This is a genomic window from Marinomonas sp. TI.3.20, assembly GCF_038155025.1.
GTDB lineage: Bacteria > Pseudomonadota > Gammaproteobacteria > Pseudomonadales > Marinomonadaceae > Marinomonas > Marinomonas flavescens.
The window spans coordinates 40,569-61,775 of the sequence record NZ_JBAKAS010000007.1 but is presented as its reverse complement, the minus strand read 5'-3'; the positions used below and the strand labels follow the sequence as shown (position 1 = coordinate 61,775).

General features: G+C 38.7%; 20 protein-coding genes. 13 read left to right on the top strand and 7 right to left on the bottom strand.

The annotated features are described in order from the left end of the window. The first annotated feature begins 49 nt into the window (after positions 1 to 49). Positions 50 to 1,759, top strand: a complete 1,710-nt coding sequence (locus tag V6259_RS09110; protein ID WP_341584280.1) for a diacylglycerol kinase family protein — start codon at positions 50 to 52, stop codon at positions 1,757 to 1,759. Here the strand turns inward: V6259_RS09110 and V6259_RS09105 are convergent. After that, on the bottom strand, positions 1,756 to 3,102 hold the full coding sequence (locus V6259_RS09105) for a sigma-54 interaction domain-containing protein (RefSeq protein WP_341584279.1): 1,347 nt from the start codon (positions 3,100 to 3,102) through the stop codon (positions 1,756 to 1,758). The genes V6259_RS09110 and V6259_RS09105 overlap by 4 nt on opposite strands. 229 nt (positions 3,103 to 3,331) lie before the next feature. On the opposite strand from V6259_RS09105, the gene V6259_RS09100 reads away from it, so the two are divergent. Beyond that, complete coding sequence (locus V6259_RS09100) at positions 3,332 to 3,811, top strand: hypothetical protein (protein WP_133010402.1); 480 nt, start codon at positions 3,332 to 3,334, stop codon at positions 3,809 to 3,811. Between the two features lie 21 nt (positions 3,812 to 3,832). Here the strand turns inward: V6259_RS09100 and V6259_RS09095 are convergent, their stop codons facing one another. Together V6259_RS09095 and hisA are read right to left on the bottom strand one after the other, a co-directional pair. Next, positions 3,833 to 4,561, bottom strand: a complete 729-nt coding sequence (locus tag V6259_RS09095; protein WP_133010403.1) for a hypothetical protein — start codon at positions 4,559 to 4,561, stop codon at positions 3,833 to 3,835. A 262-nt stretch (positions 4,562 to 4,823) separates the two neighbouring features. Then, positions 4,824 to 5,585, bottom strand: a complete 762-nt coding sequence (hisA, locus tag V6259_RS09090) for a phosphoribosylformimino-5-aminoimidazole carboxamide ribotide isomerase (protein ID WP_341584278.1) — start codon at positions 5,583 to 5,585, stop codon at positions 4,824 to 4,826. A gap of 139 nt (positions 5,586 to 5,724) precedes the next feature. Here hisA and arfB point away from each other — a divergent pair, with 139 nt between their 5' ends. Beyond that, the gene (arfB, locus tag V6259_RS09085) at positions 5,725 to 6,138 is read left to right on the top strand and encodes an alternative ribosome rescue aminoacyl-tRNA hydrolase ArfB (protein ID WP_341584359.1); all 414 of its coding nucleotides are present in this window, start codon (positions 5,725 to 5,727) and stop codon (positions 6,136 to 6,138) included. Positions 6,139 to 6,190: 52 nt separating this feature from the next. On the opposite strand, the gene pdxR is transcribed toward arfB, so the two are convergent. Beyond that, the gene (gene pdxR / locus V6259_RS09080) at positions 6,191 to 7,690 is read right to left on the bottom strand and encodes a MocR-like pyridoxine biosynthesis transcription factor PdxR (protein ID WP_341584277.1); all 1,500 of its coding nucleotides are present in this window, start codon (positions 7,688 to 7,690) and stop codon (positions 6,191 to 6,193) included. A gap of 213 nt (positions 7,691 to 7,903) precedes the next feature. On the opposite strand from pdxR, the gene V6259_RS09075 reads away from it, so the two are divergent. From V6259_RS09075 to tauA, 3 genes are read left to right on the top strand one after another with little or no spacing between them, the layout of a single operon-like run. After that, a complete protein-coding gene (locus tag V6259_RS09075) occupies positions 7,904 to 8,749 on the top strand; it encodes a taurine ABC transporter ATP-binding protein (protein ID WP_133010406.1) in 846 nt (281 codons plus the stop codon). 1 nt (position 8,750) lies between these two features. Then, positions 8,751 to 9,698: an ABC transporter permease subunit gene (locus tag V6259_RS09070; RefSeq protein ID WP_341584276.1), complete on the top strand. Its 948-nt coding sequence runs from the start codon at positions 8,751 to 8,753 to the stop codon at positions 9,696 to 9,698. A gap of 45 nt (positions 9,699 to 9,743) precedes the next feature. Then, entirely contained in the window at positions 9,744 to 10,742 is a 999-nt protein-coding gene (gene tauA / locus V6259_RS09065) for a taurine ABC transporter substrate-binding protein (protein ID WP_133010408.1), read from the top strand. A gap of 146 nt (positions 10,743 to 10,888) precedes the next feature. On the opposite strand, the gene V6259_RS09060 is transcribed toward tauA, so the two are convergent. After that, positions 10,889 to 11,620, bottom strand: a complete 732-nt coding sequence (locus V6259_RS09060) for a sulfite exporter TauE/SafE family protein (protein ID WP_341584275.1) — start codon at positions 11,618 to 11,620, stop codon at positions 10,889 to 10,891. Positions 11,621 to 11,831: 211 nt separating this feature from the next. Between V6259_RS09060 and V6259_RS09055 the strand changes: the two genes are divergently transcribed. The 7 genes from V6259_RS09055 (at position 11,832) to V6259_RS09025 (ending at position 19,693) form a co-directional block, all read left to right on the top strand. Then, positions 11,832 to 13,199: an aminotransferase family protein gene (locus V6259_RS09055; protein WP_341584274.1), complete on the top strand. Its 1,368-nt coding sequence runs from the start codon at positions 11,832 to 11,834 to the stop codon at positions 13,197 to 13,199. 746 nt (positions 13,200 to 13,945) lie between these two features. Beyond that, a complete protein-coding gene (locus V6259_RS09050) occupies positions 13,946 to 14,416 on the top strand; it encodes a hypothetical protein (RefSeq protein WP_133010411.1) in 471 nt (156 codons plus the stop codon). A 45-nt stretch (positions 14,417 to 14,461) separates the two neighbouring features. Then, positions 14,462 to 14,941: a hypothetical protein gene (locus tag V6259_RS09045; protein WP_341584273.1), complete on the top strand. Its 480-nt coding sequence runs from the start codon at positions 14,462 to 14,464 to the stop codon at positions 14,939 to 14,941. Positions 14,942 to 14,996: 55 nt separating this feature from the next. Then, positions 14,997 to 15,695, top strand: coding sequence for a fimbria/pilus periplasmic chaperone (locus tag V6259_RS09040; RefSeq protein ID WP_341584272.1), 699 nt, complete (start codon positions 14,997 to 14,999; stop codon positions 15,693 to 15,695). Next, positions 15,695 to 16,426 (top strand): hypothetical protein, encoded by a 732-nt coding sequence (locus tag V6259_RS09035; RefSeq protein ID WP_341584271.1) that lies wholly within the window; start codon positions 15,695 to 15,697, stop codon positions 16,424 to 16,426. The genes V6259_RS09040 and V6259_RS09035 overlap by 1 nt, the downstream gene beginning before the upstream one ends. 2 nt (positions 16,427 to 16,428) lie before the next feature. Further along, positions 16,429 to 18,852 carry a fimbria/pilus outer membrane usher protein gene (locus V6259_RS09030; protein WP_341584270.1) on the top strand — a complete coding sequence of 808 codons (2,424 nt, stop codon included), beginning with the start codon at positions 16,429 to 16,431 and terminating at the stop codon, positions 18,850 to 18,852. Beyond that, positions 18,842 to 19,693: a hypothetical protein gene (locus V6259_RS09025; RefSeq protein ID WP_133010416.1), complete on the top strand. Its 852-nt coding sequence runs from the start codon at positions 18,842 to 18,844 to the stop codon at positions 19,691 to 19,693. Before V6259_RS09030 ends, V6259_RS09025 begins: the two co-directional genes overlap by 11 nt. Here the strand turns inward: V6259_RS09025 and V6259_RS09020 are convergent. Together V6259_RS09020 and V6259_RS09015 are read right to left on the bottom strand one after the other, a co-directional pair. Further along, positions 19,683 to 20,273: a LuxR C-terminal-related transcriptional regulator gene (locus V6259_RS09020; protein WP_341584269.1), complete on the bottom strand. Its 591-nt coding sequence runs from the start codon at positions 20,271 to 20,273 to the stop codon at positions 19,683 to 19,685. The two genes, V6259_RS09025 and V6259_RS09020, sit on opposite strands and share 11 nt — an antisense overlap. Before the next feature lie 269 nt (positions 20,274 to 20,542). Continuing rightward, positions 20,543 to 21,097 (bottom strand): carboxymuconolactone decarboxylase family protein, encoded by a 555-nt coding sequence (locus V6259_RS09015; protein ID WP_133010418.1) that lies wholly within the window; start codon positions 21,095 to 21,097, stop codon positions 20,543 to 20,545. Positions 21,098 to 21,207 lie beyond the last annotated feature (110 nt).

The following is a 21,207-nucleotide window of genomic DNA, read 5'->3' as shown; positions in this document are numbered from 1 at the left end:
ATAGTGGTTTTAAAATTTGAGTGATGTTTTAGTGGGATGATCAGGAGACATGACTGTGTTTCAGCCGCGGTATTATTTCTATCTAACAGTGGTACTCGCATTAATGGCGACATTCACTTCTAATGTCTATTTTAAGCTGGCGTTGGGGTGGTTTGCGCTGTCCTATTTTGCTGTTAGTTTGGCCTATTTACTTAATAATCCGACGATTTTTCGAAAGCGATCAGATGGTACTGTGCCTTTTTATATACGCTGGATTTTTCTGCCCTTTCTTTGGGTCACGCAGCTGTATAACACATGGCAACGACGTCATGATTCTGTGCCAGCATTGCAAAAAATAGACGAAGGTCTTTACCTTGCCCGTCGTTTATTTCCTTCTGATATACATGATCTAAAAAGCGAAAACATTGGCGCTATTCTTGATGTTACGGCTGAATTCACTTCACTGAATTGGACCTCGACTCAACAAAATGTCGACTATTTGAATGTCCCTATTCTTGATCACTCATTCCCTTCTAATATACAAATTTATAAAGCATTAAATTGGATTCATACGCACCGCAAAACAGGTCGCTCTGTGGTGATTCATTGTGCGCTAGGTCGAGGGCGATCGGTGTTCATGATGGCCGCGTATATGTTAAGTCAAAATGCGAAAGCAACACCTGATGAAGTAATGCAAAAAATACATGCCATCCGTCAAACCGCCCGCCTAAATAAACGCCAATTTAAAGCCTTAAAGCGAGTGTATGAAAATGCGTTATTAACCGTACGAAACACGGCTTGGCTAATTGCTAATCCGGTTGCGGGGAAACGCCAGTGGGACGATGAAAAGGCCTATATTCTCCGCTATCTTGCTCCTTATTATGATGTGACGGTAACAATGACGTCACCTGATGAAAATGGCACAGCCTGCGCAAAAAAGGCGCTTAAGGTCTCTCCAGACCTAGTTATTGCGTGCGGTGGTGATGGCACGGTTACTGAGGTAGCAACGGCCTTAATAGGAACTGATATTAAGCTAGGTATTATTCCATTTGGGACGGCCAACTCCTTAAGTCATGTGTTATTTGGTTCCTCATCTAAAATCGCTCCAATTGAAACGGCCTGTATCAACTTGATTGAAGGCTGCGAACAAAAAATCGACACAGCACAATGCAATGATGAAACGATGTTATTAATGATAGGAGTTGGCTTTGAACAACAGATGATTGAAAAGGCTGATCGTGAAAAGAAAAACTCCAGTGGACAAATAGCCTATTTACAAGGGTTACGAGATGCGATCAGTCAAAATGAAGTATATGAATTTAGCGTAACGCTAGATGATGACGTCGCTTTTGTTGTTAAAACGCCGAGCTTAACGGTCGCGAATGCCGCGCCTATAACGACCTTGTTAGCACAAGGCAGTGGAATACCAAATATTACTGATGGAGAGCTAGATCTGACTTGGCTGGACCCTGACCGTATTCAAGTTTTGAATCTAGCTGAGTTGGCTTTACTGGGGTTAGGGAGTGACCATCGTGAGAATATGTCTGACGGTACGACTAACAATACTACTTCAGGTATTTTTCACCGATCGGCGCGCAAAGTAAGGGTAGATATTAGTAGTGTGGGTAGATACGTGATTGATGGTGAAGTAAGAGAGGCCGATACCCTTGATATTATGCTTAAGCCTAAATCGCTTAATGTCATTGTGCCAGAATCCGCTCTAAATAATGCTTTAGAAGAAGACGCTGGCACAATGGAGGCAGAAAGGCTTGATGATTAATCAGTGGTATTGTCGTATTTGTCCAGTTTGTTGTAGAGCGTTTTAACACTAATACCCAATTGTTGTGCTGTGTCTGTTTTATTGCCAGCGTTTTCTTTTAGGGTTTCTGTGATCGCTATTTTTTCGATGTCATCAAGGCGCATACCAACAGGTACTTTGTTCTGATCATTGCCTTGTAACTCATCGCCGAGACTATTGATGATCAAGTGTTCGGGCTCTATGACTTCATTGGCAAGTATGTAGGCGCGCTCAATTGTGTGTTTTAGTTCACGAACATTGCCGGGCCAAGAATAGGTTTGGATTTTTTCTAGGCTGCTTTTCGATAGACTTTTCTGGGTTTTATCTTCTGCATTTCGGTAGGCCAAGAAATGCTGCGCTAAGCCGTAAGCATCGCCATCTCTATCTCGCAATGGTGGTACCGTAATTGGAAATTGAGCGAGGCGAAAATATAAATCTTCTCGAAAAGTTTCCTCTTTAATTGCGTCACCTAGAGAACGGTTAGTGGCAGCAATAATACGCGCGTCAGCTATTTTAACCGTTTGTCCGCCGACAGGTTTGTACTCACCACTTTCTAGCACACGGAGGAGTTTTACTTGATGTTCATAAGGCATTTCGGTGATTTCATCAAGAAATAAGGTGCCTCCTTTGGCTTGTTCAAAAACACCGTCATGGTCTTTGTAAGCACCGGTGAAGGAGCCTTTTACATGCCCGAACAGCTCACTGTCGATAAGTTCTGGACTTAGTGCTCCACAGTTTATCGCAATGAAAGGGGCTTCGGAGCGATCACTAAAAATATGCAGTGTATTGGCAACCAGCTCTTTGCCTGAACCACTTTCGCCAATAATAAAGGCGTTGGTGTTGGTCGCGGCAACTTTACGGATAGTTCGATAGAGAGAGTGCATCGCCACCGATGAGCCGACCAAATGGCCGAATTGATCCAGATGGCTAGTATTGTTTGATGATAATGACTTTATGTCGCTGAGCTCTAAAAAAGCCTCCTCTAAAGAGGATTCGATTAATGCATTATTAAAGGGCGCACGATAATGAAACCCCGCTCCTTTATGCATTAAATCGTCTAATAACGAATCTGGTTCTCCTTGGCTGAAGAAGAGAAATTCAATGCTTGATAAAAGATCGTTCTCTTGCAAAGCAAGGAATGAGCTCTTCTCTGAATTATCAACTTCGATTAGGGCGATTTGGCAGTGAGAATTTGTTAATTGTTCCAGCCAGCACTCATTTTGATTGCTTATCGTTAGCTCAAATTGTCGAACGCTTGGTAGAGACAATAGGGTAGAGGCCAATGATGGATCACGAGTGTGCATAAACAGCTTTGGTGATGACATATTCCTCTCCTTAATAATCGCGTCTTGTCATGAGTTATCCTGTAAAGGTGACAAGAGGGCTTGTAAATTCTTCCGATGATAGACGGATCGAAACGTTAGATCGCTGCGGTGGCACTATAAAATCATAGGTTTGCTGAGTTGGCATAGTCTTTGTAAGAGACTTTTCAGTAAACAGATTCGTTTTATAGGTTTTTTACACAATACATGCTTTTTTATGAGGAGATAAATCATGAAAAGTAATAAGAAGGCTAATGCTCAGACTTATTGTGATTCAGACACACTGCTCATTTGTGACATCCTCTCAATTAGTTTCGATGGCAGTGTCGCAAATACACACCTCTATCAGCGGGCGATGAATACGACAGAGAAACATGTCTTTCTGCAAATTTCTGCACAATATAAGAGCCTTTCCGATAGTTTGTTACAAGGAATGGCACCACTACTTAAAGACAGTGGGACGATGAATTTAGAAGCGGGGTATATTGCAAAAGCCTATTTGACCGCGCTTAAATCATCTGACAAAAATGCCCCTAATAGAGTTATGAGCGTGAATCGACAAGCATTAAAGCGAATCAAAAAAATGGTAAATAGCATGAAAAATCGTCTGTTTGCTAATTGGATTAGTAAACATCTTGCTTGGATCCAAATCACATTAGACTATGTTCAACACCGACGAGCGCAAGCCGTTAGTCGTTCGGCTTGTGCTTAGCGTTGCGTTCTTACCGCTTAATTAACGGTTGCCTTCCACCATACGATAATCCAATGAGCCCGCAATGGATCCACCGTTTTCTGGTGTGTCTACTTTAAAGGAGGCTTGGCTCTTATTTATACTCGGGTCAATGACACTAACGACTTTATGATTCACTAATAATTGATAGTTTTCTGAATAAGTAATGCGAAGATCTTCAGAGTGTAGAGCGTCAAACAACAAGCTGTCTTTTAGGCGAATAGTACGGCTTTCGCCTCGTACCCATTGCCCAATTACTGGCTGTGTTTTAAAGCTTGAATTAGGCAGTGTTACATTTGCTTTAGAAACGAAAATTTGAATAACATCGCCTGGTAGTCCTGATTTTTTACGACGATCTAGGCGCGTATCAACGGCATTAAGCAGAGTATCCACTTTACTATTGTAAGATTGTAGGTTGTTAATAGCGTCCGTGACAGCGAGTTGTGTAGTCAGGTCGTTTTTGTTAATCGACGGCATGCTTGGTGCAGAACCAGAGCGCGCATTTAATTCTGAGTATTGTGACTTTGCTAATGTGATCTGCTTGTCTAGCTTGCTTACTAACACATTAGAAATACTGGTTTTAACAGAAGAAGATGTTGTTTCTTGCTGAGTTTTTGGTGATTTTTGTTGTGTTTGTTCGGTTTCTGGTTGTGTTGGTTTATGTAAAATAGGTAAAGAACAGGCACTGATGAAAAGCGGCAAAAGATAAACGCCTACACGAAATAACAACATTGAATAATCCTAAGATTAGAGTTGGACATAATAGTCACTAGTATGCGGCATGGATCCTATGATGTCGAGATCTTGAGCTCAACATGAGCGAGTCCAATTCCATTAAAATGAATGTAAAACGATGGGTTAAGAGACTAAGTCTTACCTATTAAAGAGTAGGCGTGTTTTAGAAGGTTAAATTTGGGCGAAAGATGCTTTCTTAGTGCCATGTTTAGAAAGCATCTTTTTGTGGTTTTAAGCGTGGTTTTTTGTGAGTGATCTCTTATTTCTCAGCTTGGTTCCAGAGAATGCACTCATCGAGTGTTACACCCTTACCACCAAAGATATCTAGTGCACTGCCAATGGTTAAATCCACATTACCATTAGATAACTCATTAACGCGCTTTAAGTCATTCAGCGAACGGGCACCACCGGCGTAGGTTACTGCCACAGGGCAACCTTGAGCGAGTAAACTGACAAGATCTTCATCAATCCCGCCTTGTAGGCCTTCTACGTCGGCAGCATGAATCAAAAATTCATCGCAGTGGTCAGCAAGTTCAATAAGGTTATCCATATTGATCTGTGTGGATGTCACTGTTTGCCAGCGATCTGTTGCTATATACCAACCATCTTTAGTGCGACGGCAGCTAAGGTCGAGAACTAAGCGATCAGTACCAGTTTCGCGTTTGATTTTATCCAGTCTATCCCAAGAGAACTCGCCATTCTCAAATAAATAGGAAGTGACAATAACATGAGATGCGCCTGCTTTAAGGTAGCTTTCTGCGTTATGAGTATTTACACCGCCGCCAAACTGTAAGCCATTAGGATAAGTTCTTAGTGCGCTCATTACTTCATCGTGATTGCCTTTTCCTAACGCAATAACATGGCCGCCAGTTAGGTTATGTTCACGGTATATTGCTGCATAATGAGCAGCATCATAATCACTGATAAAGTTCTCTTTGGCGCCTTTGTCATTTAAGCTGCCACCGACGATTTGCTTTACTTTGCCTTGGTGTAAATCGATACAAGGACGGAACTGAGTCACAAAAAACTCCCTAATTAATCTGAGACAAGAGACGGATTGTAACTGATAATTTATCTTGAAACGATGGATCAAAGCAAAGGACTCTCAAGACTGTTATAATCTGGGCTAGATTAGGCTGATGAGTATTCAAATTACCCCAATGTTAAAAATTTCTATTGCTGTTTCCATACCTGATAATGAGATGGAATTGACCGCGATCCGCGCCCAAGGTGCAGGAGGACAAAATGTTAATAAAGTGTCGTCTGCGATACACCTTCGATTCAATGTGGCTAATTCCTCATTACCTGCTTTTCATAAGGAGCGTCTTCTTGCTCTGAGCGATAGTCGTTTAACAAAAGAGGGCGACATTGTTATCAAGGCTCAACAGCATAGAACCCAAGAATTAAATCGAGAAGATGCTTTAGTGCGTTTGAAAGAGTTGATTTTAGATGCGATTAAAGTTCAAAAAGCACGTCGAGCAACGCAGCCTTCGCGTTCTTCACAAAAGAAGCGAGTCGACAAGAAAAAGCAAAAGGGTAAAATTAAAAGCCTACGCAAGAGTAATTGGGATTGAAGAAGCAAGGCGCTTAGCGTTGTGAATAGCGCGTTACTTCAATGCAAGATAACTAATTCGTGGCATACACTTTTTGCGGGTATTCTTTTAATAATTGGCTAATTAGTCCGCCTAATACCTCAAGACCCTTTTCAATTTTATCTTCAGGGATTGCCGCAAATCCTAAGCGAATGTAATTTTGTGGCGAAGACGGCTGGGCAAAGAGACTGTCTCCAGATTCTACTAAGATGCTGTAGTTAGATGCGAAGCGAACTAGGTCAGCACTTTTTAGCGGTTTTGGTAATTTAATCCAAAAGCAAAAACTGCCTTGAGTTTCTGTAACCTGACATTGTTTTAGATGCTTTTTGAGCCCTTCTGACATTAAATTCCATTTTGTCTCATAAAGGATTTTCATGCGTCGCAAATGACTATCATAATACCCTTGGCTGATAAAGAGAGCGGCAACCGTCTGGTTATTGGCGGGCGGATGGCGATATTGCAAACGACGTAACTCTCTTAGTTCTTTGATTAATCCTGCATCGGCAACGAGATACCCTAATCTTAGTCCTGGAGATAGGGACTTAGACAAACTGCCGGCATAAATCACACGACCTTCTGTGTCCATACTTTTTAGAGAAGGAAGTGGTCGCTCATGGAAGTTCACTTCACTTTCGTAATCATCTTCCACAATAATGAAATCGTCTTTGGACGCTTGTGCTAATAGTTCGATGCGTCTTTCTAGTGGCATGGTTACCGTGGTTGGATACTGATGACTAGGTGTGACGCATACATAATGACAGTCACTTAACTGAGGGCCAGTGACGACACCTTTATCATCCAGCTCTAGAAAAGTGAGTTTGGAGCGTGCAGCATTAAAAATATGCCTTTGATCTGGATAACCTGGGTCTTCTAAACCAACTAGGGTGTCTTCATTGGTTAATAATCCAGCTAATAAAGAGAAGGAGTTTTGAGTTCCCATGGTGAGAAGTATTTGATCCGCATTAGCGGTAATGCCGCGCTTGGGCAAAATGTTTTGACGAATTTGACTGATTAGCTCTTTTGAGTCCACATCGACATAGTCTTCTATCCATTCATGTACATTGCCTCTGCTTTGAGCAATGCGAGTACATTCTCGCCACTGATAAAGAGGGAAGTGTGTTGGCTCAATTTGGCCATAAATGAAAGGATAAGAATACGTAATCCAGTTTTTATCTTTATGCAAAGTGTTAAAAGAGGAAGGGGTTTTCTTAACCCTCTCGCTCCAATTTAGATCGCTATTCTGTGTTTTTTGTGGCGCTTGCACTGTTTCGGGGAGTGTATTCTCAGAGAGTTCTGGGTTTACAAAGTAGCCACTGCGTTCTTTTGATATCAAAAATCGTTCATCAACTAAGCCTTCATACACCAGCATAACGGTATTTCGCGATACGCCTAAAAGCTGAGCCATCTTGCGGCTAGAGGGTAGATGAGACTCGCCAAAGTAATCTTTTTTAATTAAATCAACGAGTTTTTCCCTGATCTGCTGCTGGAAGCTTCTTCCTGATTGAAATTCCACATTAATTAAGCAGTCAGTCATTGTGTTTACCTTTTCTAGTTACGACTTTGTTTGTTAATGCTATTTAATATTTCATGCAAAAATCGAGCCAAAAAAACTAGTTTTTCCTACTGGACCATCTATTTTAGAGATTGGCCCTATGGCTTTGTTGAACAGCCAAGTAACGTGTTTGCAAAGGGTTTAATCAGGCTGGTCTCAGATCTCTAGATCTGGAGCGAATGTGAGGAATAGAAAATGAATACACTAGACATTCGAGATGTATCGGTTGTTTACCCCGCCTCTCAAGGTGGGGAAGCAGTGACAGCATTGTCCGATATTAATTTGACAATTGAACAAGGTGATTTGGTTGTTGCGCTGGGTGCTTCAGGGTGCGGTAAGACTACCTTGCTGAGTTTGATTGCGGGTTTTATTGCTCCAAGTAAAGGCTATTTAACACTGGGTGATAGTTCAATCAAAGGATATCCGAGGGTGGCTTGTGGTTTGGACCTTGGGGATGAGGTTATGGGGCCTGGTGCAGATCGTGGTGTCGTGTTTCAAAAGCATGCCTTACTGCCATGGCTAGATGTCATGGGTAACACGGAATTTGGCCTTAAGTTACAAGGAGTAGGAAAAGAAGAGCGTCGTAAAAAAGCCGCAGAATATCTTAAATTAGTCGGCTTAGAAGATTTTCATCATCATCGTGTGTATCAGCTTTCTGGTGGTATGCAGCAGCGTGTAGGTATTGCCAGAGCATTGGCGAATAACCCTGAAATGTTACTGCTTGATGAGCCATTAGGTGCTTTGGATGCCCTAACGCGAGAGTCCCTTCAAGAACTTTTATTAGATGTGTGGCAAGAAACAAACAAGATGATGTTTTTTATCACACACAGTGTGGATGAAGCACTGTTACTGGCTACTCGTCTTATCGTTATGTCTCCACGACCTGGACGTATTACCCATCAATTTGATCTGACTTTTAATAGAGAATTTCTGGAATGTCGTGATGCCCGAAAAGTGAAATCTAGTGAGGCATTTATCAAAACAAGAGAGCAAATTTTGTCGATTATTCACGGCGATGAAACGGATGGAAAAGGGGCTTAATATGAATACTGAATCTACCAAAGTCGTTGCTACGTCGACATTAAAACCCACACAAAGTAATAGTAGAACAGAGCATTTAGCCGTCAAAGAATTCACCCCTTTGGTTCAAAAGCTGATTGCTTATGTAAAACTAAAAATTAGCAAACCATCAATAAAGAGCGGTGAATTTTACGGCGCGCCAGGAGCGGGTGATAGCCGACTTATCTCAGTGTTTTCAACCATATTATTTATCTCTATTTGGGCGTTTGTGACTGAAATGGGTTTCATCGACCCTTTGTTTTTGCCATCACCGGTGGATGTGTTTGAGAAGTTTTTAGACATTGCTAACAATGGCTTTGCTGGCGCAACCTTGGTTCAGCATTTGTCTGCCAGTTTGACACGTATCTTTGGTGCATTTTTCTTTGCTTGTTTAATTGGTATCCCATTAGGGATCTTGATTGGCTGTAGCTATATTTTACGCGGTATTTTCGATCCTCTCATTGAGTTCTATCGCCCATTACCACCGTTGGCGTATTTGCCTTTGATCATCATTTGGTTAGGCATTGATGAGGGTAGTAAGGTAACTCTTATTTTCTTAGCCATGTTAGCACCCATTATTTTAAGCGCGCGTGCTGGCGTGACATCGGTGCGCATCGAGCAAATACAAGTCGCTTATTCGATGGGGGCTAGTCGCTGGCAGGTGATTACTCAAGTTATTGCAAAAGGTGCTTTACCAGATATTTTAACCGGTATGCGTATTGCCATTGGCTTTGGTTGGACCACTTTGGTCGCCGCGGAAATGGTCGCCGCTCAGCGAGGCATAGGTTTTATGGTGCTCAATGCGTCTGAATTCTTACGGACGGATGTCGTCATAGCAGGGATTATTGTTATCGGTGTGATTGCTTACTGTTTTGATTTGCTTATGCGTTATCTAGAGAAAAAACTCGTTCCATGGAAAGGACAAAATTAAAACTGGAACTCATTAAAATACTTAAATATCACTTAAGGAATAACTATGAAATTTATTAAAAAAATAGGGTTACTGGTTGGCGCGATGGCGATTTCGTTCAGCGCGATGTCAGAAGAAATTAGCATTGGTTATCAAGGTATCTTTAATCCTTATAAGCAGGTTATTGATCAAAAAATGCTTGAGAAACAACTAGGTGTAACCATCAAATGGCGCCGCTTTGATTCGGGTGCAAAAGCCATGACAGCACTAGCGTCTGGTAGTTTGGACATCACTACAGCGGGTTCTAGTCCTATTGCAGCCGCGGTTAGTAATGGTGTGCATGCTGAGCTTTTTTGGATACTAGAGAATATTGGTGATGCTGAAGCTATGGTGGTTCGCGATGGTTCAAACATCGTAAAACCTTCAGATCTAAAAGGTAAAACCATTGCAGTACCTTTTGTTTCAACCACACACTTTCATACAATGTTTGCTTTAGAGCAGTTTGGAATTAAGCCAAGCGAAGTAAAATTACTAAATATGCAACCCAGTGCGATTGCCGCTGCTTGGCGTCGAGGTGACATTGATGCAGCCTTCATTTGGGATCCAGTTCTTGGACAAATCAAAAAAAGCGGCCATGTGCTGATTACCTCTAAGACTTTGAGCTCTTGGGGCAAGCCAACATTTGATGGGCTTGTTGCGAACAAGAAATTTGCAGGAACACATAAAAAATTCTTAGTGGATTTTGTTAAAATTCTAGCGTCCGTTGATAAAGAATATAATGACAACAAAGACAGCTTTACTGTTAATAGCCCAATGGCTAAATCTATCAGTAAAGTAACTGGTGGCGATTTGAGTACAGTGCCTGGTGTTATGGCGTTGTATGAATACCCAACACTGAAAGAGCAAGCCTCTTGTACATGGTTAGGTTGTGGTGATAAAAGTGGCGCTGTTGCTTCACTTAAAGCTACATCAAAATTTCTGCTTGATCAGAAAAAAATCAGTGGTTTAAAAGACAACTATGCAGAATTTGTTAATTCTGAATATGTGGAAGCTGCATTGAAATAAACGCATGTGACCCAGTGTTTTCTAAAAAGCCAATGCTATAGGCAATATAGCATTGGCTTTTCTGTGTCTGCGTCTATACCTATAACCTTCTTGTAAGTGATTATTTCAAATTTAGGTAAGACACTAAATAGCCGAGTATTTGAACGTCACATAGCGCTGAGCGTTTTAACAAACCCAACGACAGCAACAATAACCATCAGTGGCAGTGAAATAGCTTTGAAAGAAGCGGGTGGTTTTTTATTAAAAAAGAACTGACCAATTTTGACGCCAATAAGCGTTGGAATAAGCAGAGAGGCCAAATAAAGATAAACGTCATCATTTGAAGGCTGGCTTAGTGCTAAACCAATCAATGCGGCGAATTCACTTGCGATAAAGAAGAGGATCATAGTCGCGCGTTGGCTGCGTACATCTAATGGACTAGAAAGAATGTAGTACAGAACCATAGGGCCACCGATAGAAGCGCTTGACGTACCGGCTCCGGATGCGACACCGGTAATAAATTTTTTCGCGAAAGAATCATTTTGTGAAGCTTTCACTTTTTTTATTAATAATAGAACCAAGACTAAAACAAAGGAGCAAATGAAAAGCTTTAGCCAAGTAGCAGGAAGGAAATAGAGTAATAGTAATCCAATAGGAATACCTACTATAGAGCCTGTGACGAGGGCCTTGAAGGTACTAAAATGAGCGTGTTTTACCGCCTCCCTTATTAGGGTAATGCTACAAATGAAATCCAAAGCTAAAACGATAGGAACGCTTTTGACGGGGTCTAAAAATAGATTCAAGCCAACCACAGCGATCACTGCAAAACCAAAGCCTGAATAACCTCTGATAATGCCAGCGAAAAACACGATAGGAATCAAATAGGCTAAATTTTCCATACTAATAGGCTCTCAAAAATCAAATAGTGAGAGAGTATCGCAGCTCTTTCTGCTTTCTCACTAGAGCCAGTTAGCACTCTACATAGCGCCAGCCTCTAGTTTATATAAACTGGCTCTATTGATTACCTTTGTTGGTTCTAAAGCCTACGTCAAGCATGGTCTAAGCTGGATTTATTGATTTTTTTGATAAACCAAATTTACGGAGAAGCCTATGTCTGTCGTTGATAATGAAACCATAGAACGAGATCGCAAGCATGTGTGGCACCACCTTAGTCAACATAGTGTACTGACATCACAAGACCCTATGATAATGGTCAAAGGTGAAGGCTCTCGTGTATGGGATATTAAAGGCAATTCTTATCTAGATGCTTCTGCTGGTGGCGTGTGGTGTGTGAATGTAGGCTATGGACGAACCTCTATTGGGGATGCGATTCGTGATCAGGTCTGTAAAATAAATTTCTTTGCCAGTACCGCAGGAACCATTCCTGGGGCTATATTTGCTGAAAAATTGATCAGTAAAATGCCCGGTATGAGCCGTGTTTATTATGCTAGCTCAGGTTCTGAAGCGAATGAAAAAGCGTTTAAAATTGTGCGTCAAATATCTCACAAAAAATATGGCGGTAAAAAATACAAAATTCTATATCGCGAGCGAGATTATCATGGTTCAACCATTGCAACGTTAAGCGCAACAGGCCAAGAAGAACGACGTGATCAATATGGACCTTTTGTGCCTGGGTTTGTTGAGTTTCCTCATTGCTGTGAGTATCGGAGCCAATTTGGTGACGTAGATAACTATGGTGAGCTTGCTGCACTTGAATTAGAAAAAGCGATTCTGCGTGAAGGGGCTGATACCGTTGGTGCTGTGATTTTAGAGCCTATTACTGCGGGTGGTGGCGTGATTACACCACCAGAAGGTTATTGGCCAAAAATCATGGAAATCTGTAAAAAATACAATGTACTTTTGCATATTGATGAAGTTGTTTGTGGTCTGGGTCGAACAGGTGAGTGGTTTGGTTATCAACATTACGGCATAAAGCCTGACATAGTGACCTTGGCGAAAGGCGTCGCCTCAAGCTATGCAGCCATATCGTGTACGGTTACCACAGAAGCTGTGTTTAATGAGTTTCTTGGTGAAAGCAGCGATAAAGATGTCTATTTTAGGGACATTAGCACTTACGCCGGTTGTACTGGTGGTCCTGCTGCCGCGATTGAAAATATGCGCATTATTGAAGACGAAGATTTGGTAACGAACAGTGCTGTAATGGGAAAATACCTTCTTGAGGGTTTAGTTCGTCTAAAAGAGAAGTTTGACATCATTGGTGATATACGCGGTAAAGGCCTGTTGTTAGGGATTGAATTAGTCAGTGATCGACAAGCAAAAACACCAGTACTTGAGCAAGTGGCCGCGAAGGTTGCCGGTATGTGTATGCAAAAAGGTCTTATCATCGGAAGAACAAATCGTTCTTTTGAAAAGTTTAACAACACGCTTTGTTTGTGCCCAGTATTGACTCTAAACCAAACGGAAGCTGATTTTATTTTGTCTACATTAGACGCTGTTTTTACTGAACTACCTGCTTAAAAAACACAGTTAAACGAGGTGCGATGTTCCCCCCACATCGTGCCTTTTTTTTATGCTTAAAATGTCTCTTACCTTTTCCACCTTACTTTTCCTTCTTTACCCATAGCCTTTAGCCGGTGCAATTCGCTTGCTCAGTATTTACAGTTTTCTTCACCGTTTCACCATAACCTTCATCGTTTCACCATAAGTTATTCTGAATTATCTAAGTGAACCGCGATCGGTTTTTGTTATCGCCCAAAGAAGTGCTCTAAGGTATTTTTTAAGCGTGCTAAGCAGGATATTACTTGTCGCTTTAGCACTGTAACAAAGAGTCCATAAGCGATATTGGTCTTGAATTTTTGTGAAATAAAGAGAATGAAAGAGACAGTAAGTTGTTATGTAGTTCGGTCAACTTAGTGTAATCAAGTGTATGGAAGCTATAAGTTAAGTTTAATTATGAAATTTTGTTTAATTTTATTTAGTGTTATTTTGTTGATTTTTTGTGAAATTGTTTACTTGTTGTTTATTTGTGTAAACTTAAAATAGATTATGTAACCATTTGTTTTAATATGGTTTTTTCTTGAATTCTGTCCGTTTGTTTAGTTTTTATTGGTTTTATTTATGTGATTAATTTTTTTTTATTGTTTTTTTATAAATTACAAATATCTATTTCTGAATGTTCTAAACAAATAGAAACGTACTAAACAGATTTTTATTATCTAGGATTCATCACGTGTTAGCGAGATGGCTAAAAGGAATTAACAGTAATGAAAAAACGAATTGGTTATTTATTGTTTTTCTGTGCTTTTAATGCATATTGCAGTGATAATGTTAATTTAACTTTATCTGGGTATATTCCTGAGAAGTGCGGGTTTACAGCAGTTAATAATAACTTGATTCTTTCATCTGATGGTTTCGCTAACACTGAGCTAGTGATTGATTGTAATTCTCCTATGCGAGTATCTATGCAATCTATAAATGGTGGTTTACGCCGCCAGCATAGTACAAAAGTAAATGACTATAATGTAAAACTGTCTATTTTAGATGAAAATTACAGTAAAACTGTATCTTCGCAAAATCTTAAAAGAACACAGGCATTTAACGTTAATGACATTTTATTTAAAAGCGTAGCAAAATTACAACTTAAACTGGTTAAGCCTTTAATCTATGCGGGAAATTATCAGGATATTTTACGTATAGAAATGACACCGTCAGCCGTTTCGGGTGGAGTGTGGTAGATCGTTAATTTTTATATACATACATATTAAATAAGGAATATTAAGATGAAAAAGTTAATCATGTTATCAGCAATCGCAGCATTGACTTCAGGCGCAGCACTTGCAGGAACCTTTCAAGTTTCTGGTAGTAACCCTTCTGTTTGTGAAGCAACCACGTCTCTAAATGCAGTAAGTTTTCCAGTATTGCAACAAGGTAAAACTAGTAACATTCCTTTCACTTTGCGTTGTAATGATGCAGATGGCGCGACTGTTTCACTTACTTCTTCAGAAGGTCAATTAGAAACTACAGACGGTCAAGATGGAACAGGTGTTGGTTATTCTGCTAAACTTTCAGCAGCTCCATATAACTTTACCTTGACAGCTCTAAGCGGTGTTAATAATCAAGTAGCAAAACAAAGCCATTCAGGTTCACCTGCATTGGCAGCCGGCGGCGTTGCTGGCAACATTCTTCTAACTGTTCTAACAAATCCAATATATGCTGGTAGTTATAACGATGACTTAATGTTGACTGTTGAAGCTAACTAATATCTAAACGAAAAAGGCAGTATCATACTGCCTTTTTTTATTAGTAAGGATTTATATGCGATTAATTATTCTATTTATTTTTGTTTTTAGCTCTTATTCAGTATTTGCATTTCAAGTGCGTCCTATGGTATCTGATATACAACCAATGGGCAGTAAATCACAAGAAACTATACAGGTATCAAATACCTCAAAAAACCCTTTAACCATAGATGTTGCCGCATATGATTTATTGATAGATAAAAGTGGACAGGAAAAATTAAAAGAAAATGACAATGATTTTTTAATCATCCCTTTAACCAGTGTGATTGCTCCAGGTAAGAGCCAATCAATAATCGTGCGTTATATAGGAGAGCCTTTATTGTCTTCTTCTAAAGCATATCGTATTGCAATCAATCAAGTTCATGTCGATTTAGGAAAAGCACAAGGGTCAGGTATTGGTTTGGCTATGAGCTTTAGAACCTTGCTGAATGTTGTTCCAGATAAGGCAGAAGCAAAATTGGTTATAAAAAATAAGGAACAATTTAAAAAAGGAATTTGGAGTGTTTCTCTAGAAAATAAAGGTAATAAATACATTCGCTTATCAAAAGCGAAATGGACAATAAAGAGTAAAGGCAAAACACTTTCACTAGAAGGAAATGACTTAAGTCGTGCATTGACAGGAAAACTTCTTCTTCCAAATTCAACACGTACGGTTTATATAAAAATACCTTCAGAATTTAATGCTAGTGATAGCAAGTTAGCAGTGGCTATATAATGTTTAAGTTAATTGGGGGGATTTTATTTGCTTTTATTATTTCTGTGGCACCATCTGCGTATGCTATAGAAGTCACCCCAATGGTAGTTACATTTTCACCTCAGGATACTACAAGAACGCCTTTTAGTGTGATTTATAATCAACTACCTCGTGATGTTGCTTTTAATATTCAAGTCTATGATGTTAAATTTGATAAAACTGGTAAATCTAAACCTACCTTGGTTCCTCTAGACAACTCTCCTCTATGGGTGTTTCCTCCTTCATTGTATTTGAAAGCGGGAACAAGTCAGAGAATACAGTTTCGATGGATTGGTAAAACGATGCCAACAGAAGACAAGACCTACCAAGTTAGTTTAATTGAACAGCCTATTGAAAATACATCTACAAATAAAACATCTAAATTAACGATTTTACTTGATGTTAATTTGATTGTTCATCTTAACCAAAATAAATTCAAGCCTGATGTAAAGGTAGAAAAAACGTATTCAAAAAACGGTGATCTTTATGCCACTATTCTTAATAGCGGCCCTGGATCTAGTAGATTAAGTGATTATGACAGTACCATTTTTGAAAATGGTAAAAGATTAAAAAACTTTAAAAAGCAAGAACTAAAATCTCAAGGCTATGATGTTTTCTTTCCACCATATAGTGCTATGGATGTGAAAATTCCATTTTCAAAATCATTAAAGAAAAACAAAAATAATGAGTTGACGTTAAAATTGATGGAATGAAGATGAAAAATATTATATTTCCTGCCATCATTTTTTTTTCCATCATTTTTTTTCCAAGTTTTGTTTTTGCAAAAATAAATCCATTTAATCATAATATCGAGTTGAGTGTTGATACTGAATTAAATAAAGCGGCTATAGGGCAGATGTCATTAGTGGTTAAGCCTGATGATAGTTTATTGCTTAAATGGAGTGAAATTGAACCTAAGCTTGAAAAGCTTCTTTACCCTAAGACATTGGATTTGCTAGAGAAAAAAGTTAAAAATGATCTGATTTCAGAAAAGGATCTAAAAAATTCAGGTTTTGCCGTCGATTTTGATTTGAGTAATTTCAATTTAAAAATATCCGCACCAATAAGCCTAATGCGCCCTCAAGTCTTAAGTTTAAAAGATAGCCAAGATGGCCTGAAAGCTTTAAACCCAACTGAATTTAGTGGTTTTTTAAATCTCTATTCTAGTTACTTTTACCAAAAAGATAACCTTGATGACACAGATGATAAAGATCTGGCGCTTCGTTCAGAAATGGTTATGAATATGAATGGGTGGGTGCTAGAAAATGAGAATGAATATTCGTCAAATACGACAGATGATGGGTCTAGTGTTAAACGTTTAGGAACAAGGTTAATTCATGATCTGCCTTTAAAAGGTGCTCGAATTTCTATTGGCGATAATTATGCATATGGTAGTTATTTTCAATCAAGCAATAGGATACTAGGTGTTTCAATTGCTCATGACTTCTCATTAGTATCAGATAGGACTATTCGTCCAAGTGCTTCCAGAAGTTTTACATTGAGCACACCATCGACGGTTGAGGTTATGGTCGATAATCAAGTTGTCAAAAGACTCAACTTATCTTCAGGGGTGTATTCATTAAATGATATTCCATTGAACGAAGGTACTAATAATATAACATTACGAATCACTGATAATGTAGGTGTCGTCAAATATGTTAAGTTTGGAGTCACAACAGGGTTAGATTTATTCTCAAAAGGGGAGTTGAAATATGAACTTCATGTTGGTGTTCCGGCCGAATTAAACACTAAATTAGTATACGATTATAATGACCCTTTAATAAGCGGTTACCTTAATTATGGTTTAGCACCAGACTGGACTATTGGAGTAAATTCACAAGCAGATCAATATTTACAACAATTTGGTTTTAAAAATATTTATGCCTCTAGTATTGGCCAACTTTCTTTCGAAAATGCTATTAGTTTTAGTGATAAAACAGGGCAGGCTTATCGAGTGGTATACAGTAGTTTCACGGATAACAGTCCTAAGCATAAATCATTTAGTCTTGGTTACGAATATTCAACCCAATTTTTCAGATCGCTCGGGTATCGTCCAGGGTCAGATGATAGTTTTCAGCGAACTGAACATATGCTACAAGCCAATTATTCTTTCTCAAGTACACCTAATTTTCAAACAACGTTGTCTGCAAGTGCATCTAAAATATACGATCAAAATGGATTTAATAACTCTATTGGTGTGAATTTTTCGTATGATACGGACAATGGGCAAGTTCTTTATAATTTTGGTGGACAAGTAAATCAAGACGATGGTAATCCTGATTGGAGTGTTAATTTAGCCGTGACATACAAATTTAATGATACAGAACGACTAAAATTATCACATCAAACTGAACATGACAGAACTCGATTAGAATATACGGACAATGGAGATTTACGTTATGTTGGGGCATACAGTGTAAGAGCGGGAGTTGAGCAAAATGATCAAGACAAAGCTCAGCTTAATTTGAATGCCCAATACAATGCCAATCGATTCTTAGCGAGCGTCGATCAGGAAAGCTACTATGAGCAACTTAATTCTCAATCTGCAACTCATGCAACACGAGTAAGTCTTTCAACTAGCTTAGCTTTTGCAGGAGGGGATTGGGGAATAGGCAAACCAATTTATGATAGTTTTGCTTTGGTAAAAGGTCACCCAAGTTTGGAAGGTAAAAAAATTACACTAGGTCAATTTAATGACCAATATAGAGCAAGTAACGATGCTTTAGATACGATTGTGTTAAGCGATATTCCTTCGTATAACAAGTCAAATGTCGCAGTCGATGTGGCTGACTTAGCTCCAGGGTACGATATTGGTTCAGGCCTTCTTTCTTTTTATCCTTCTTACCATAGTGGCTATGCCATTACGGTAGGATCAGATGCGAATACTTCTATTCTTGCAACCTTATTGGATAAGAAAAATAAACCTATATCCATGCAAGTTGGGACTGCTGTGTGCTCTACAGACAGTGTCAAAAAAGAAAATGTATTCTTTACTAATAAATCAGGTCGGTTTGCTCTTACAGGACTGAAACCCTGTTTATATGATTTCACATTGAAAAACCCTGAAAAATCAAAATTCCAAATTGATGTTGAAAAGGGCCAGCAATTACAAAGAAAAGGAAAAATTTATGTACACTAAAAACATAGGTATTCTTTTAAGTAGCTTGGTGTTTGTTTTTTTATCGCAAGCTGCTCAGGCAGGATGCAATGCGAAAATAAATAATATTAAAAATATTTATGATGATTTCGGAAGTTATCAAGCAGAGCAGCAGAGTGATGCCAAAAAACGTCTTAATATTTCTGTGTCAGATATTAAGAACTGTCAATTGCATCTTCTTATCTCTACAACAAATCTGAATCAATTGAAGGGGCAGTTTCAGGCAGTACCTTATTATATTAAAAGTGATACTCAGCAAAAAATCAGCTCATCGATGACACGTATAAATTTGGTCGGATCGTCTGCTAATGTTGATTTATTAATACCATCAGGCACTCCCGTTAAAGCGGGTGAATACAGTGATACACTTAAAATTAAGCTATATGATGAGAGTAATAAACTATTAGATGAAAGACAATTTGATATTCAAGAGAACATTCAACCTAGTACTAGTCTTTCAATACTTGGATATAATGCCGATTCTAATAGTGTGAATTTAGGTGTGTTAGTCTCAGGTAAGGAATACAACATGTTACCTACTTTGAAGGTGGTTACGAACTCTGATGTTAAATTGAGCGTCAGTTCAGAAAATAAAGGTAAGTTATTACATGAGATTTATAAGAAACAATACTTTATTGATTATCTTTTAAATATAGATGGGAAAAATGTTGATTTGGCTAATGGATACCAAAGGAAATTTTCTTATTCAGGAAGAACCGTTTTTTTATTAAAACTAAAATTACGACTAGAGCAGTTTAATAGACAAGCTGCTGGAGAATATTCAGATACGATAAGGTTTCATGTTAGTCCTCTTAACTATTAATATTTTTTAAGTTATTTTTGCACCAGATTCTTGCTTGTTGTTTATTTTTAACTTCGATTTTTTGATATATTTTATGCAAATGTACGCGAACCGTTGCCTCGCTAATAAATAAGCTGTCTGCCATTGCGCTGCACTCAAGCCCAGAAAAGAGCAAGTTTAATACTTTAAGTTCTTTATGCGTTAAATTATTAGACTTCAATATGGTTTGCTGTTCATTTTCGAGCATCTTACGCATCCAACAATCCGTTACTGCTCTAGGAAACCATAGTTCTCCTCTATCGATTGCTTCAAAGCCTTTTTGGAAAAGTGCTTGATCTGCGCCTTCATAAAATACGCCTTTCAAATTAGGCCAGCCCTTTAATTCTAATGTATCGCTGTCTTTTGGAACGTCAAAAATGACTAAACCTTGATGTTGATGTTCTTGCATGAATTGGTTAATAAATTCATAATTTGTTATACCATTCAATGTCTTATAATTAACCACTAATAAATTATAATGAGTAACGACATAGAGGAGTGGGCTACAATTTCTAGGGCTTAAAAAATCGAATTCTTTGATGGTTGAGTCTACAACAGTCATATATATCTACCTTGAGAATTATCATTTTTATTATGACATAATTGTACGTTTTTTATACATTGAAATACATCTATTTACTAATTTATGGCCGAGTTTTCAATATCTAATCTTATTGATTAATTTTTCTGTAAATAACTAAAGAGTTAATAAAAAATAATAATCGGTTTATTTCTATAAAATTTTCAATGTTAATAGTGACTTATAAAAAAACGCTCCCTATTTGCATAGAGAGCGTCTTTTTTATTCTTTTTTAGTCTATTGAAAGCTTTTTACTTCTTTGCTTTCCAGTCAAATTTTTCAAAAGCACTATCAACGGGGGTTTCTGCTAGATGGTTTGTATAGTTGCTCATTACTTTTTGTGCTAATCCAAGCACAATGTCGAGCATTTGACGGTGAGTGTAGCCAGCGTCAAAGAATCGTGTCATTTCTTCTTGAGTTAACACTCCACGACCACGGGTCATAGAAAGTGTTGTTTCATGCAATACCTGTAATTTTTCCGTTGGCATTGCTTCTTGATTGCGCAGCGCTTCTGTTATTGCAGGGTCAACTTTCATCATATTCGCAATGGCTGTGTGTGCAGGAACACAATAATGACATTCGTGTTCTACATTAATTGTTTGCCAAACAACAGTCAGTTCTTCTGCATTAAACGATGATTCAGAAAAAAGTTTATGAAGGACTTGATAGCCTTCAAGCAGGCCAGGTGCTTCTGCCATAACCGCATGTAAATTGGGTAGGAATCCATTTGCTTTTATAGAGCCTTCAACTAGGGATTTGCTGGCTTCAGGGGCAGTGTCTAGGGTGTGAATAGTAAATTCGCTCATTTTGTATCCTATTTAATGTTGTATGAATTAGTAACTTGTTTTGTCGTGTCGTTTTTCTATAAAACGAATAATAAGTGGTTTTGAACGTTCGTTCAAGTTAAAATTGAACA